We start from the raw sequence: 14,361 nt of genomic DNA, 5'->3' as shown, positions 1-14,361 counted from the left end.
TTTGGTTTCCTACCGCTGTTCGCCTACTTGAAGGACGTCTCGGAGAAGACTTCCTGCGTCAGCGGGGAGACGTTCGGCGGGTTCACGTTCTTGGCGAAGGCGATGGCCGGCGGGGAGGACGAGATCGGGACACCGGGGAGGTACTCCATGATGGCCTCGTTGGCCTTCTCGTACGCGGCGGTGCGCTCCTCGGCCTTGCCCAGCTTCGAGCCGGCGTTCACGGCGTCGAAGACCTTCTTGTCCTTGAAGCCCCACTGCTTGTCGTACCCGGCGAACCAGGTGCCGATGAAGTTGAAGCCGTCGTTGAAGTCACCGGTCCAGCCGAGCATGTGCAGGTCGCAGGAGCCCGCCTCGGTGGCGTCGATGTAGTCCGGGGCCCACTTCATGGCCTTCGGCGTGACGGTGATGCCGGCCTTCTCCAGGTCGGCCTTCATCAGCTCGAACAGGTCCTGCGGGGCAGGCATGTACGGGCGGGTGACCTCGGTCGGGTAGCAGAACTCGACCTTGAGCTTCTCCTCACCGGCCTTCTTGAGGAGTCCCTTGGCCGCGGCGGTGTCGTACGGGTACTTCTTGACGTTCTTGGAGTAGCCCGCGATGGTGTCCGGCATGAACTGGTCGGCGACCTTGCCGCCCTCGGGCAGCTGGGTCTTGACCAGGTTCTCCTTGTCGATCGCCTGCGCGATCGCCTGGCGGACCTCCTTCTTCTTGAGGGCCTTGTTGGCCCCCTGGCTCATGCCCACGTAGAAGAGGTTGAAGACGCCACGGGTCGGGACGACGTAGCCCTCGTCCTCGAGGGTCTTGACGTCGGCCGGGGCGACGAGGTCGTAGCCGTCGATGTCACCGGCCTGGAGCGCCTGGCGGCGGCCCTCCTCGGTGTCGATGGTGCGGAAGACCAGGTTCTTGATCTTGGCCTTGTCGCCCCAGTAGTCGTCGAAGCGCTCAAGGGTGACTTCCTTGTTGCCCTTGTTCCACTTCGTGATCTTGTACGGGCCGGTACCGGCGACCGTGCCGGCCTCCTGGCTGTACTTGGGGTAGGTGATGGCGTCGCCCTTGGCGGTCGCCTCCTCCTTCGCGTACTCCTTGAGGGCCTTCGGCGAGTGGATCGCCAGGGCCTGGAGGGAGAAGCCGCCGGGGAGGTTGGCGGAGGGCTTCTTGACCTCGATGACGGCGGTGTTCTCGTCCTTCGCGGTGCAGGACTTGTAGTTCGCCTCGGGCGTCTCCTTGTCCTCGTTCTTCGCGAAGCCGCCCATGATGGTCTGCCAGTAGTAGGAGACCGCGCTGGACTGGTAGGTGCCCGTCCAGTTGAACCAGTGGTCGTAGTTGGCACAGACGGCCGCGGCGTTGAACGCCTCGCCGTCGTGGAACTTCACGCCCTTGCGGAGGTTGAAGGTCCAGACGGTGCCCTCGTCGTTGCTCGACCAGGTCTCGGCGAGGCCGCCGACCAGCTTGGTGCCGCCGGACTCGTGCTCGAGCAGGGCCTCGAACGCCTGGCGCGTCACGCGGAAGGTTTCACCGTCGCTCGCGAGGGCAGGGTCCAGGGAACCCGGGTCACCTGCACCGGCGAACACGAAGGTGTCCTTCTTGCCGCCGCCGCTCTCGTTGTCAGCGTCCCGTTCGCTGGAGCAGCCCGTGGCGATCAGACCGACCGCCACCGCGGCCGTGATCGCCCGAGCGGTTCGGGACTTGAATATGCGCATACTGGGGCCACTCCGGGTCCGCTATGTGGATGCATCTTGACCGGCCGAACACTACAGACGTTCACAGTCGGTCAGGAACAGTCCGGATAGCGGTGATACCTACCTGAGATCTGAACAGTTGACATATGGGGCGGTTCAGGCATCCCCCCGTCAAGATTTAACCCGCCGGACACGGGAACACCTTTCTGACGAACGCTCAGATGGCGTCCGGCAGCGTGAAGAACGGGTGAAACCGCAGGTGACAGGCGGTCAACGAGTTGTCGCTGAGTGCACATGGCCGAAAATGTGGCGGGAAACCGACGCTACGTGGCGGATTCGACGGAAGCGTCCATTCCAGATCGCCTGCCTGTCCACTGGGTGAACAGTTACGCTCCGTCAACACGGAGCGCATCCGGGCCGGTCAGCCCCGGTGCGCGGGCGGGTAGCCGTAGGCCGCGGCGGGGGACGGCACGGCGCCGTGGGCCTCGCGGTCGTAGAACGGGCGGGAGTTGGCGCGCAGCCACATCGCGACCGGGTCGTGCTCGTCGGACATCGCGACGGTCGACACGGGCAGCCCGTCCGGGACCGCGCCGAGGGACTGCCGCATCATCGCGCGTACGGCGTCCACGGCGGGCGGGGAGGTGTCGTACACGTCCAGGCCGATGGCGAGGTACGGGGCGCCCAGCGCGGGCTGCACCCAGGCGCGGCGCAGGGCGCGGACGGCCGGGGTGCGGTGGGCGTTCTGCGCGAGGAGCGCGTAGAACTGAGGGATCTCGATGGCCGGTTCGGACAGCCGCAGCGGTCCGGCGGGCTGACGGTCCAGGCCGCCGGCGATCCGGCGCAGATCCGGCCAGGGGATGCCGACGCCACCCCCGGGAGCGTGCGGATTGAGCCAGAGCCCGTAGTGGTCGGGGTAGAGCGCGCGGGCCACTTCGAGGCCGTCGACCACCTCGTACGACCGGTTCCAGCCGCTGGCGGACAGCTCCTGGGCGGAGGTGACGCAGGGCGCGTAGCCGAGGCCGTCGACCTCCATGTTCCCGTACTGGGCGTCCGGGGAGCCGGCCTGGCCGTGCCAGAGCAGCATCCAGACCCGGCCGGAGGCGGGGGTCGCGAGGGCGCGCAGCAACGCCTCGTACGCGTCGTAACGCCCGGGCGTCACCTGGCGCAGCATGTGCTCGACCTGTCCGGTCGCCGCGGTGCCAGCGCTCACTTGTATCGCCCCTCCGTACCTCGCCAGCGGATGGACCTAGCTTAAGCCGACGTCGTGCGGCAGGCTGCTGTGCGGCGAGCGCGGAAGGGCTCGGGGCTGCGCGTCGTCCGGCGAGTGCGGGTTTGTCGTGGCTTGTCGCGCAGTTCCCCGCGCCCCTTCGGGGGGTCGCTGCGGGCGTTCGCAGAAAGTGGGGCCCGCTCCCCTACTGCTGGCGCTGGTAGAAGGGGTTGACCCTGGTGCGGAGCCAGTCGCCGACCGGGTCCTGGGCGATGTCCAGGACGATGAGGTTGACCGGCCAGGGGGCGGGGGTCCGGCCTAGGGCCCGGCCCAGGGCGTCCAGGGGGAGGGTGCGGGCGTCGCCCTCCCATCGGGAGAGTTCCACGCCGATGAAGAGGACCGGGGCGGCCGTCTCGATCGCGGCGAGGCAGCGGCGGGCGGTGGTCACCACGCCGAGGGCGTCGAACTCCGCCGAGGCGGCGGCGAGGAAGTCCAGCGGGTCTTCCTGCCAGTCGGGCTCGAACAGCCGGACCCGGCCGCCGGCCGCCGGGCCGTCCAGCGGGGTGCGTCCGGCCCGGCACAGCTCGGCGACGGCCGGCGGCGGCAGCGGGATGCCGACCACGCCGCCGGGGTTCACCGCGATGCCGGCCTGCGGCGGCAGGCCGCGGGCGAACTCCACGGCGGGCGCGACGGTGTACGACATGTGGGCGCCGACGACCTGGCGGAACTGCTCCTCGGAGCTGAAGACGGGGACGTGGACCTGGCCGTCGATCTCCATGGTGGGCAGGTCCAGCGGGCCGCTGTCCGGGCCGCCGCCGTTCGGCAGCGGGACCCAGACGAAGCTGCGGCCCAGCGCCTCGACGATCCTGCCGCCCGCCGAGGGGACGCCGAGGGAGGCGGAGAGCACCTCCTCCAGTTCGTTGCCGGGCCATCCGCCGTGCGGGTGGGGGTGCGTCTGTGCCGGGAAGTCCGCCGGGAAGTCCATCTGCCTACCGCCTGCTGCCTGGAACCACTGCTGTGGCTGGAAAGGCTACCCGCCGGCCCGTGGAGCCGGTCAGCCCGTGAAGCCGACCCGGCGCAGCGCGTCCGCCGCGTCCCGGTCGATCAGGACCGCCGAACCCGCGCCCGCCGGCAGGGTGCCCCGCTCCACCGCGCGCAGCAGCCGCTCGCTCGCCGCGCGGTGGCGCAGGAACGCGTACCGGGAGACCCCGCGCCCGCGTTCGCGCTGGCCGGCCAGGGCCTGGTGCGGGGTGACGTCGAGCAGCAGCAGATGCAGGCTCGCGCCCCGTCGGCGGGCCTCGCGGGCCAGCCAGCGGCGCACCCAGGCCTGTGTACCGCAGTCGTGCACGACGACCGGCCCGCCGGCCCGCAGCACGCGGCGCAGCCCGGCGTAGTGGGCGAGGCGGACCAGCGGGCGGTAGACCGCGTACGGCAGGAGGCGCGGCACCCGGCCGTCCCAGCGGTCCCGGGTGTCCTGGGAGTCGACGCGGGTGCCGCGCACCGTGCGCCGCATCAGCGTGGACTTGCCGCTGCCGGGCAGCCCGGTGACCACGACGAGGTCCCGGGGTCCGAAGAGCAGGGCGCGCGGGCTGCGGCCGGCCCGCGCGCGCAGATCGCGGACGACGGGCGCCGGCAGCGCGCCACGGGCCCCCCGGGCCTGGGCGGCCGACTGCTGGGGCAGCGCGACGCCTGTGGTGGTGGCGCACGCCGTGGTCCTGTTCACCGTGATCGTCCTCCCCTGGGGCCGGGTACGAGTACCGATCCCCGCCGAGTGTAAAGAGAAGGTAATGCCGGGTGTCTGTCGTTTCCGTCCGTTTCCTGAAACAGGCGTGTCACAGCCCCCTGTGACGGCGCCCGCACACCCTGTGCACCCCCTGGGAAGGGTCCCCCTGCCGCGCCCCCGCAATGCGTGCAATGATGTGCGCGCCAACTGCATACCGGCCGTTTGAATCCGCGCGGGAGAGTCCCCGGCACTGTTTGCCGCCGGGGCGCCGAAGGAGCAAGTCCCTCCCTTGAATCTCTCAGGCCCCGTTACCGCGCGGGCGAGGCACATCTGAAAAGCGGGCCGTCGAAGGGCATCCAGCAGTGCTCCGGTGGCTCCACCCAAGGTGCAAGCCAGGACGCCCCCTGCGTGGGCGGTCATGGCGAACCTCTCAGGTTCCGATGACAGATGGGGAGGAAACGCCCTCGCCGCCCGTCATGCCTTTGGGAGACCGACCGATGAGCAGTACCGAACCCCGCCGGACCGCGCTCGACGCCCTGCACCGTTCGCTCGGCGCGACGATGACCGACTTCGCCGGCTGGGACATGCCCCTGCGCTACGGCTCCGAGCGCGACGAGCACAACGCCGTCCGCACCAGGGCCGGCCTCTTCGACCTCTCCCACATGGGTGAGATCACCGTCACCGGCCCGGGGGCCGCCGAACTGCTGGACTTCGCGCTGGTCGGCAACATCGGCGGCGTGAAGCCGGGCCGCGCCCGCTACACCATGATCTGCCGTGAGGACGGCGGCATCCTGGACGACCTGATCGTCTACCGGCTCGGCGACACCGAGTACATGGTGGTCGCCAACGCCTCCAACGCCCGGACGGTGCTCGACGCGCTCGTCGAGCGCTCGGCCGGCTTCGACGCCGAGGTCCGCGACGACCGCGACGCCTACGCGCTGCTGGCCGTGCAGGGCCCCGAGTCCCCCGGCATCCTCGCCTCGCTCACCGACGCCGACCTGGACGGCCTGAAGTACTACGCCGGTCTGCCCGGCACCGTCGCCGGTGTGCCCGCGCTCATCGCCCGCACCGGCTACACCGGCGAGGACGGCTTCGAGCTGTTCGTGAGGCCCGAGCACGCGGTGGAGCTGTGGCAGGCGCTCACCAAGGCCGGCGAGGGCGCCGGACTGGTCCCCTGCGGGCTGTCCTGCCGGGACACGCTCCGCCTGGAGGCCGGCATGCCGCTGTACGGCAATGAGCTGAGCACCTCCCTCACGCCCTTCGACGCCGGTCTGGGCCGGGTGGTGAAGTTCGAGAAGGAGGGCGACTTCGTGGGCCGTACGGCGCTCGCCGAGGCCGCGGAGCGCGCCGCCGCCGAGCCGCCGCGCGTCCTGGTCGGCCTGGTCGCCGAGGGCCGCCGGGTCCCGCGCGCCGGGTACGCGGTCGTGGCCGGCGGCGAGGTGATCGGCGAGGTCACCTCCGGCGCCCCCTCCCCCACGCTGGGCAAGCCGATCGCGATGGCGTACGTCGACGCGGCGCACGCGGCGCCCGGCACCGAGGGTGTCGGCGTGGACATCCGCGGCAGCCACGAGCCGTACGAGGTCGTGGCGCTGCCGTTCTACAAGCGGCAGAAGTGACACCGTCACAGACGACTTCCCGCGCGTGAGGTGAGCACGTCGTGCCTGCTCACCGGCGCCGCACCGCAGTCCCCCCATTCATCGGCAGTCCCCCGCGTACAGGAGAATCCAGGCCATGAGCAACCCCCAGCAGCTGCGTTACAGCAAGGAGCACGAGTGGCTGTCGGCCGCCGAGGACGGCGTGTCGACGGTCGGCATCACGGAGCACGCGGCCAACGCGCTCGGCGACGTGGTCTTCGTCCAGCTCCCCGAGGTCGGTGACGGCGTGACCGCGGGCGAGACCTGCGGCGAGCTGGAGTCGACCAAGTCGGTCAGCGACCTGTACTCCCCGGTCACCGGCGAGATCACCGAGGTCAACGAGGACGTGGTGAACGACCCGTCGCTGGTGAACTCGGCTCCCTTCGAGGGCGGCTGGCTGTTCAAGGTGCGCGTCACCGACGAGCCGGCCGACCTGCTGACCGCCGCCGAGTACGACGCCTTCATCAAGGGCTGAGGAGCCGTAACCGCATGTCGCTTCTGAACACGCCCCTGCACGAGCTCGACCCGGCCGTCGCCGCCGCGGTCGACGCCGAGCTGCACCGCCAGCAGTCCACCCTCGAGATGATCGCCTCGGAGAACTTCGCCCCGGTCGCGGTCATGGAGGCCCAGGGCTCGGTCCTCACCAACAAGTACGCCGAGGGCTACCCCGGCCGCCGCTACTACGGCGGCTGTGAGCACGTCGACGTGATCGAGCAGATCGCCATCGACCGGGTCAAGGAGCTCTTCGGCGCCGAGCACGCCAACGTGCAGCCGCACTCGGGCGCGCAGGCCAACGCCGCCGCGATGTTCGCGCTGCTCAAGCCCGGTGACACGATCATGGGTCTGAACCTCGCGCACGGCGGGCACCTGACCCACGGCATGAAGATCAACTTTTCCGGCAAGCTCTACGACGTGGTCGCGTACCACGTCGGCGACGACGGCCGGGTCGACATGGCCGAGGTCGAGCGCCTCGCCAAGGAGAGCAAGCCGAAGCTGATCGTGGCCGGCTGGTCGGCGTACCCGCGTCAGCTCGACTTCGCCGCGTTCCGCCGGATCGCGGACGAGGTCGGCGCGTACCTCATGGTCGACATGGCGCACTTCGCCGGCCTGGTCGCCGCGGGTCTGCACCCGAACCCGGTGCCGCACGCCCACGTCGTGACGACGACCACCCACAAGACCCTCGGCGGCCCGCGCGGCGGTGTGATCCTCTCCACGGCCGAGCTGGCCAAGAAGATCAACTCCGCGGTCTTCCCCGGTCAGCAGGGCGGTCCGCTGGAGCATGTGATCGCCGCCAAGGCGGTCGCCTTCAAGGTGTGCGCCACCGAGGACTTCAAGGAGCGCCAGCGCCGTACCCTGGAGGGCGCCCGCATCCTGGCCGAGCGCCTGGTCGAGGACGACGTGAAGGCCGTGGGCGTGGACGTGCTGTCCGGCGGCACGGACGTGCACCTGGTCCTGGTCGACCTGCGGAACTCGGAGCTGGACGGCCGGCAGGCCGAGGACCGCCTCCACGAGGTCGGCATCACGGTCAACCGCAACGCGATCCCGAACGACCCGCGCCCGCCGATGGTCACCTCGGGTCTGCGCATCGGTACGCCCGCCCTGGCCACCCGCGGCTTCACCGCCGAGGACTTCGCCGAGGTCGCGGACGTGATCGCCGAGGCGCTGAAGCCGTCCTTCGAGGTGGAGGCGCTCCGGGCCCGGGTGACGGCACTCGCCGCGAAGCACCCGTTGTACCCCGGTCTGAAGTAATTTCGTACGCTTTCATACGTACGGACATCAGGGGCATCGCGCACACTGGGTCGGTGGGCGCGGTGCCCCGCACCATGCACCGCCGCGTAAACGATCCCTCTCTTCTGAACCACCCTTTCCCGGTGGACAGCGTCGTCCGCCGAACCCTTAGGAGTCCTTCCGTGGCCATCTCGGTCTTCGATCTCTTCTCGATCGGCATCGGCCCGTCCAGCTCGCACACGGTCGGCCCGATGCGGGCGGCCCGGATGTTCGCCCGGCGGCTGCGCAACGAGGACCTGCTGGGCTCCGTCGCCTCGGTCCGGGCGGAGCTGTACGGCTCCCTCGGCGCCACCGGACACGGCCACGGCACGCCCAAGGCGGTGCTGCTGGGCCTGGAGGGCGACTCGCCGCGCACGGTGGACGTGGAGTCGGCCGACGAGCGGGTGGAGAAGATCAAGGACGGTGGCCGGATCCGGCTGCTCGGCGAGCACGAGATCGCGTTCTCCTTCGACGACGACATGGTGCTGCACCGCCGCAAGGCGCTCCCGTACCACGCCAACGGCATGACGCTGTGGGCGTACGACGCCGCCGGTACGGAGCTGCTGACGAAGACGTACTACTCGGTCGGCGGCGGTTTCGTCGTGGACGAGGACGCGGTCGGCGCGGACCGCATCGTGCTGGACGACACGGTCCTGAAGTACCCCTTCCGCACGGGCGACGAGCTGCTGCGCCTCACCAGGGAGACCGGCCTGTCCATCTCCGCCCTGATGCTGGAGAACGAGCGGGCCTGGCGGAGCGAGGAGGAGATCCGCGAGGGGCTGCTGGAGATATGGCGCGTGATGCGGGCGTGCGTGGACCGGGGCATGTCCCGCGAGGGCATCCTGCCGGGCGGCCTGAAGGTGCGCCGCCGCGCCGCGAACACCGCGCGCAAGCTCCGCTCCGAGGGCGACCCGCAGGCCCTCGCCATGGAGTGGATCACCCTGTACGCCATGGCCGTGAACGAGGAGAACGCGGCCGGCGGCCGGGTCGTCACCGCGCCGACGAACGGCGCGGCCGGGATCATCCCCGCCGTCCTGCACTACTACATGAACTTCGTGCCCGGCGCCGACGAGGAGGGCGTGGTCCGCTTCCTGCTGGCGGCCGGCGCGATCGGCATGCTCTTCAAGGAGAACGCCTCCATCTCCGGCGCCGAGGTCGGCTGCCAGGGCGAGGTCGGCTCCGCCTGCTCGATGGCGGCGGGCGCGCTGGCGGAGGTGCTGGGCGGCTCCCCCGAGCAGGTGGAGAACGCCGCAGAGATCGGCATGGAGCACAACCTCGGCCTGACCTGCGACCCCGTCGGCGGCCTGGTGCAGATCCCGTGCATCGAGCGCAACGGCATGGCCGCGGTGAAGGCGGTCACGGCGGCCCGGATGGCGATGCGCGGCGACGGCTCGCACAAGGTGTCCCTGGACAAGGTCATCAAGACGATGAAGGACACCGGCGCGGACATGTCGGTCAAGTACAAGGAGACGGCCCGGGGCGGGCTCGCGGTGAACATCATCGAGTGCTGAGGGGCCGGGCCCCGGCCGGCACATTCGCACGCGGTCGCCGCCGAGGCGGGGCCGGCCTCCCGCCTCGGCTGTCCACAACGGCACTCCTCTTGGCTAGAGGTGCCCGTTCGGTCGACGGTGACTGCCGAAACCGTCGGACAGCTCGCACCACACGGTCTTGCCCCGCGCGTTCTGTGTCACACCCCAGCGCGCCGTCACGGCGTCGAGCAGGAGGAGGCCCCGGCCCGTCTCGTCGTCCGTGGCCGGGTGGCGCAGGACCAGCCAGGCATGCGGGTCCGGGTCGGTGACCTCCAGGCGCCTGTCGCCGTTCGGCGCGCGGGTGAGGCGGAGGGTCACCGGTGTTCCTTCTCCGAGGTGGCGGATCACATTGGCGAGCAGCTCGCTGACGCAGAGCTGCAGTTCGGGGCAGGGCTCGCCCAGGTGGTCGCGTACGGCGCGGCGGGCCTCCGGGACGGCTTTGGGGAGGGCGAGCAGGTCGAGGACGAGGGGACGTTCGGTGGTCACGCGCCGGCCGCCTTGCGCAGGGCGGCGGTCAGGGCGCGGGCGGTGGCCGCGTTGCAGTTGCCGAGCGCGATGAGCGGCGGTGCGGTGTACGCGCCTGCGAAGGTCGGCAGGTCCACGGTGAGGGAGGGGAGCGTGATGCCGTTCGCCTCCAGCGCGGCGCGGAGGTGTTCGACGCAGGTTTCCGTGTCGTCGTGAGGGTGCATGCCGGGCGCCTTTCTGCGGCTTGTGCTTTCCGTGATGGATCGCTCACAGAGTGACGTCACTCGGCGTACCGTGAAAGACGTTCACGTTGCGCACGGCAACCGGCAAACGGAGGTGGTGGGTCGTGCCCGCACGCAAGGACCCCGACGCGTCGACGAGCGTCCCCTGCTTCTACGGCGCCGAGTTGCGCTACAAGCGGGAGCAGGCGGGGCTGACGCTGGAGCAGTTGGCGAAAGGGAGTTTCCGAGGGCTCTCGTTCCTGAGCCAGATCGAGCGGGGCGAGCGGCGGATGCCGGTGGATCTCGCCCAGTACGTGGACGAACGGCTGGGTACGGACGGGTTCTTCCAGCGGCGGTGCGAAGACGCAGCCAGGGCGCGGAGGGTCGGTCACCCGCTGTACTTCGCCGATGTGCCCGAGCTCGAGAAACAGGCGGAGACTCTGGAGGAGTGGGCACCAAGCGTCATCCCTGGCCTGCTCCAGACCGAGGGGTACTTCAGAGGGCTGCTGCGGTACGAGGCACCGCACCTTCCGCCCACGACGGTCGAGGAGCGTGTCCGTGCGCGGATTGCGCGCGCGGAACTGTGGAACCGCCCGGACCGACCGGCCTACTGGGGAATCATGCGGGAGTCGGTCATCAGGAAGACGTCACTGCAACCTGCGGAGATGGCCGAGCAGTTGGAGCACATTCTCGACGTAATGCGGTCCACACAGAACGTTCTGCAAATCGTGCCGGACACCACGGCCTGGCATCCCCTCATCTACGGCATGGTGAAGATCATGACTTTCGCAGATGCGCCACCAGTGGTGTGGACGGAAGGGAATCACGACGGGCAGATTGTCGACTATCCGGCCTCCGTGAAGGGGTACCAAAGGTCGTACGATCGGCTCAGGGCCGTCGCATTGCCCCCGGACGCGTCCCTGGCCCTGGTCGAACAAGCAGCGAGGACCTACAGACATGAAGCCCAGCAGGAAGCCTGATCTGAGCTCCGTCGCTTGGCGCAAGAGCAGCTACAGCAACAGCGACGGTGCCGACTGCGTCGAAGTCGCCGACGGCCTTCCCGGTTTCGTCCCCGTCCGTGACTCCAAGGACCCCCGCGGCTCCGCTCTCGTGTTCCCGGCGGACGCCTGGAGCCGGTTCGTCGAGACCCTCGGAGACCAGCCGTAGCTCCTCCACGCCATGGGTGCGGCGCGTCGCTGCGTCCGGGCGCGTCTCCCCTGTGCGTCGAGTGCCTCGCTCAGGGGCGGGATGAGTTTCCCGCCCCGTCGTTCTCGTGCGGGTCGGGGTCGTCGAGCCCCCAGCGCTGGAACCGAGCGGTGTCGGTGAGGTCCATGCCCTCGGCGGGCTCCAGTGGCCGGAATCCGAGATCGGTGATCGGTGAGTCGATGTCTTCGGGGCCACCACACCGCCACTGGGTGACTGGGCCGAGGAGGCCGCCGCGGCCTTCGTACCGGAACACGAATGCCTTGACCGCCTGCACCACGTTGCAGGACGTGATCCCTCACCACACTGCTGGGAGGCGTGTGTCGCTCCGAAAAGCGGGAGCATTTCAGTCCCCAGTGTTCACGCTCCGCTCATTTGAGTGCGCGAGTTACATTTGCCCGCCAGATGTTCACCCTTTTCGACAGAGTGAGGGGTCATGAGCCCTCCGTTACCTTTTCCGTGACTCCGCAACGGGGCCTCCGGCCTGCGGATCCGGCGTGGTTCCCCCTCCTGCCGCCGATGATCCGGAGGGGTGGTGTCACCGGATCCGAAGGCATCGACGGACCGCTGATACGGAACGGTGCCGGCCGTGGTCGACCAGTCGGCCTTCATCGGGCTCCTGCCGCCGGCCGTCGCGAGGGACATGGGCTGCCCGGTCGCCCACCTGCCGGGACTGACGACGCGGCGGATCACCCCCGCCGCACCGTCATCTCTCTGGTTGTCGCGCTCGCGGGCTTGGTACCACTGATCGGCTCGCCGACCGCAGATGCTCACCGGAGGGGCGGCACCGGCCCGGCGCTACCGGCCGCGGCAGGCTTCGCCGCGCTGTCGCCGGACCGCCGTGAGGAACTGCCCGGCCTGGACCGCATCGCCATGATCGGGCCGGGCTTCCTGGCCGACGGTCTCCTGCTGCCGCCTGTCGCGTTGGCAGACCGACGCGTCTCGCACTCGCCGTAGGAGAAGCCGGCGGCGTCCGGCTCGTTCGTCATGCCTCGAAACGGAGGAGTCGACAGCGGCCTTCGGACACGGTTCCCTGCCCGTCACACGCTCGCGCCGGCGCTCCGTCGCAGGGCGCGTCCGATCCGGCGCACCGCGGTGGTGGGTTTCAGCCCGCGTTCGACGCGCAGGAGGAAGCTGACCGGGGACGCGGCGAGTGCCGCGTCGCGCTGTCTCCGGGCTCCGCCGAGGATGCCCACGGCTGTCGCGCCGACGCCGGCCACGATGCCCGCCGCGCTGCCCGCCACGGTGCCGCCGACCGTGCCGATCAGTCCGCTCGCCAGGGCCGCCGAGGTGGGGGTGTCGAACGTGGTGCTGACGGAGGTGGTGATCGTCTGGAGGCCGACGCCGTTCATGGCCTCGCGCAGCTTCACCAGTTCGACTTCGAAGTCCTTGTGCACCGCCTGCCGCACGTACAGGTCCAGTGCCTGCGGACTGCGGATGCCGGCCAGTTCCTCGCGCAGGTCCGCCGCCGTCCGGGCGATGGCGTCCAGGTAGGCGAAGAACTCCGGTTCGTACTTCCTGCGGAGTTCCACGATCTTCTCGGCGGGCACCTCGGCGAGCCGTGCGGGGAGCACGCACCGCACCGACAGCACCCCGACCCGCCCTGCCAGGTCGCCGGTTCCGGCCGGAGCCGGGGCACCGCCCAGGAGGACCGCCGCCATCCGCTCGGCGTCCCAGGGGTCGACGGCCGTGTGGGCGGCCTCCTGGTCGGTGACGGGGAGGAAGGCGGTGCGGGCCGCGAGTTCGGCGGTCAGCGCGCACTTGTAGACCCAGGCGAGCGCCGGGTCCATCCCCACCCACGCGTGGTGCGCGCCATGGCTGACCGCGTTGCGCGTCCGCCGCACCGCCAGTCCGGTACCGAACAGGGCGTCCCTCAGCTCCGGCGACATCTCCTCCGGGTACAGGCCCGCCAACGGCCGGCCCACGGTCGAGAGGAAGCGCGCCTGGTCGTCCCCGGGTGCCGGTGTGCCGGGCGGCGAGGGTTCGGCGTTCACCACGTCCACGGCGTCCGGTGTGCCGGCACCGTGGACACCGAAGCGGCTCCGCACCTCCTCACCGCGCTCGTCCACGAGTCGCAGCAGCTGCCGTGACGCCGCCTCGACGGCCCCGGCGGGGTCGATGTCCCGGACGAAGCCGAGCTCGTCCCGCAGGACACGGACGTGGTCCGGGTCCGAGACGCGGAAGCCCTCGGGCACCACACGGGCCATCTCTGGTAAGTACAGCGCGGCGGCTTTGATCCACGCCGGATCACGGAAGTGGACGTACGGGTAGTACAGACCGGTGCGCTGCACGGACACGCTCCTTCGTGGAAGTACCCGAGCCCTGTGGGCCGTCACCCGGTGATGTTAGTCAGGGGACCAGGTGTGTCGGCCGGTCGTGTTCCATCCGCGATCGTCTCCGCGAGCTGGTCGGACTCCAGCACCGTACCCGCGGGGCCGGCCGGGTTGACGTAGAGCGCGTGGCCGGGTGGGAGGCGGTCCAGGAGGGCCGGGACGGTGACGTGCTCGAAGGCGAAGCCGCCCACACTGTTGAGGTGGGGTGAGGCGGTGAAGACCGGGACGACGAGTCTGCCGTCCTCGACGGAGGCGGTCACCGGTGTGCCGTCCGGCAGGGTCAGCACCGCCACCTCGGCGGCGGCCAGTGCGCGCAGGGCGTCCTCGGGCGGGCCGTAACCGGTGACGGCGAGCTGGAGGGCCGCGTCGACGTCGTCGGTGGGCTCGGGCCAGCCGAGCGCTTCCGGGGAGGGGCGGTACGCCTCGTTGTCCTCCCACTCCTCGATCTCGCCGGTCGCTCCCGTGCGCCAGCGGCCGACCACGACCCGGTCGGGCGGCACGCCCTCGCCGTCCCAGCCGGGGTCGATCATGCTGATCCAGTGCTCCGGCGCGAGCCGTGCGGCCTCGACGATGTCCTCGGGGGGTGTGGGCATCACTGCCCCA

At 70.3% G+C, this 14,361-nt stretch carries 15 protein-coding genes and 1 riboswitch; of the genes, 6 read left to right on the top strand and 9 right to left on the bottom strand.

Going from position 1 to position 14,361, the window contains the following annotated elements:
• Positions 1-23: 23 nt before the first annotated feature.
• The 4 genes from ACIA6T_RS12360 to ACIA6T_RS12345 all read right to left on the bottom strand — a co-directional run bounded on the left by ACIA6T_RS12360 (position 24) and on the right by ACIA6T_RS12345 (position 4,606).
• Positions 24-1,697 carry an ABC transporter substrate-binding protein gene (locus ACIA6T_RS12360; protein ID WP_399446476.1) on the bottom strand — a complete coding sequence of 558 codons (1,674 nt, stop codon included), beginning with the start codon at positions 1,695-1,697 and terminating at the stop codon, positions 24-26.
• A 400-nt stretch (positions 1,698-2,097) separates the two neighbouring features.
• Positions 2,098-2,847 (bottom strand): enhanced serine sensitivity protein SseB C-terminal domain-containing protein, encoded by a 750-nt coding sequence (locus tag ACIA6T_RS12355; RefSeq protein ID WP_399446657.1) that lies wholly within the window; start codon positions 2,845-2,847, stop codon positions 2,098-2,100.
• A gap of 241 nt (positions 2,848-3,088) precedes the next feature.
• Positions 3,089-3,868, bottom strand: a complete 780-nt coding sequence (locus ACIA6T_RS12350) for an enhanced serine sensitivity protein SseB (RefSeq protein WP_399446475.1) — start codon at positions 3,866-3,868, stop codon at positions 3,089-3,091.
• Positions 3,869-3,937: 69 nt separating this feature from the next.
• Entirely contained in the window at positions 3,938-4,606 is a 669-nt protein-coding gene (locus ACIA6T_RS12345; protein ID WP_399446474.1) for an AAA family ATPase, read from the bottom strand.
• A 223-nt stretch (positions 4,607-4,829) separates the two neighbouring features.
• Positions 4,830-4,930, top strand: a riboswitch (glycine riboswitch).
• 173 nt (positions 4,931-5,103) lie between these two features.
• Here ACIA6T_RS12345 and gcvT point away from each other — a divergent pair.
• From gcvT to ACIA6T_RS12325, 4 genes are all read left to right on the top strand, one after another.
• Positions 5,104-6,222: a glycine cleavage system aminomethyltransferase GcvT gene (gcvT, locus tag ACIA6T_RS12340; RefSeq protein ID WP_399446473.1), complete on the top strand. Its 1,119-nt coding sequence runs from the start codon at positions 5,104-5,106 to the stop codon at positions 6,220-6,222.
• Positions 6,223-6,337: 115 nt separating this feature from the next.
• On the top strand, positions 6,338-6,715 hold the full coding sequence (gene gcvH / locus ACIA6T_RS12335; RefSeq protein ID WP_385052563.1) for a glycine cleavage system protein GcvH: 378 nt from the start codon (positions 6,338-6,340) through the stop codon (positions 6,713-6,715).
• Between the two features lie 14 nt (positions 6,716-6,729).
• Positions 6,730-7,989, top strand: coding sequence for a serine hydroxymethyltransferase (glyA, locus tag ACIA6T_RS12330; RefSeq protein WP_399446472.1), 1,260 nt, complete (start codon positions 6,730-6,732; stop codon positions 7,987-7,989).
• A 161-nt stretch (positions 7,990-8,150) separates the two neighbouring features.
• On the top strand, positions 8,151-9,518 hold the full coding sequence (locus tag ACIA6T_RS12325) for an L-serine ammonia-lyase (RefSeq protein ID WP_399446471.1): 1,368 nt from the start codon (positions 8,151-8,153) through the stop codon (positions 9,516-9,518).
• Positions 9,519-9,611: 93 nt separating this feature from the next.
• Here the strand turns inward: ACIA6T_RS12325 and ACIA6T_RS12320 are convergent, their stop codons facing one another.
• The gene (locus ACIA6T_RS12320) at positions 9,612-10,022 is read right to left on the bottom strand and encodes an ATP-binding protein (protein WP_399446470.1); all 411 of its coding nucleotides are present in this window, start codon (positions 10,020-10,022) and stop codon (positions 9,612-9,614) included.
• Complete coding sequence (locus tag ACIA6T_RS12315) at positions 10,019-10,225, bottom strand: hypothetical protein (RefSeq protein WP_399446469.1); 207 nt, start codon at positions 10,223-10,225, stop codon at positions 10,019-10,021. The genes ACIA6T_RS12320 and ACIA6T_RS12315 overlap by 4 nt, the downstream gene beginning before the upstream one ends.
• A 122-nt stretch (positions 10,226-10,347) precedes the next feature.
• On the opposite strand from ACIA6T_RS12315, the gene ACIA6T_RS12310 reads away from it, so the two are divergent.
• Positions 10,348-11,202, top strand: a complete 855-nt coding sequence (locus ACIA6T_RS12310) for a helix-turn-helix domain-containing protein (RefSeq protein ID WP_399446468.1) — start codon at positions 10,348-10,350, stop codon at positions 11,200-11,202.
• Complete coding sequence (locus ACIA6T_RS12305; protein WP_399446467.1) at positions 11,180-11,389, top strand: DUF397 domain-containing protein; 210 nt, start codon at positions 11,180-11,182, stop codon at positions 11,387-11,389. Before ACIA6T_RS12310 ends, ACIA6T_RS12305 begins: the two co-directional genes overlap by 23 nt.
• Before the next feature lie 70 nt (positions 11,390-11,459).
• Here the strand turns inward: ACIA6T_RS12305 and ACIA6T_RS12300 are convergent, their stop codons facing one another.
• The 3 genes from ACIA6T_RS12300 to ACIA6T_RS12290 form a co-directional block, all read right to left on the bottom strand.
• Complete coding sequence (locus ACIA6T_RS12300; protein WP_399446466.1) at positions 11,460-11,705, bottom strand: hypothetical protein; 246 nt, start codon at positions 11,703-11,705, stop codon at positions 11,460-11,462.
• Between the two features lie 760 nt (positions 11,706-12,465).
• Positions 12,466-13,716 carry a DUF6236 family protein gene (locus ACIA6T_RS12295; RefSeq protein WP_399446465.1) on the bottom strand — a complete coding sequence of 417 codons (1,251 nt, stop codon included), beginning with the start codon at positions 13,714-13,716 and terminating at the stop codon, positions 12,466-12,468.
• Between the two features lie 41 nt (positions 13,717-13,757).
• Positions 13,758-14,351 carry a type VII secretion system-associated protein gene (locus tag ACIA6T_RS12290; RefSeq protein WP_399446464.1) on the bottom strand — a complete coding sequence of 198 codons (594 nt, stop codon included), beginning with the start codon at positions 14,349-14,351 and terminating at the stop codon, positions 13,758-13,760.
• Positions 14,352-14,361 lie beyond the last annotated feature (10 nt).

Origin of the sequence: Streptomyces sp. NPDC051740, from assembly GCF_044453165.1 — a bacterium.
Taxonomy (GTDB): domain Bacteria; phylum Actinomycetota; class Actinomycetes; order Streptomycetales; family Streptomycetaceae; genus Streptomyces; species Streptomyces atrovirens.
Note: the sequence above shows the minus strand (reverse complement) of the source record. Positions and strands in the feature narration are given on the sequence as shown.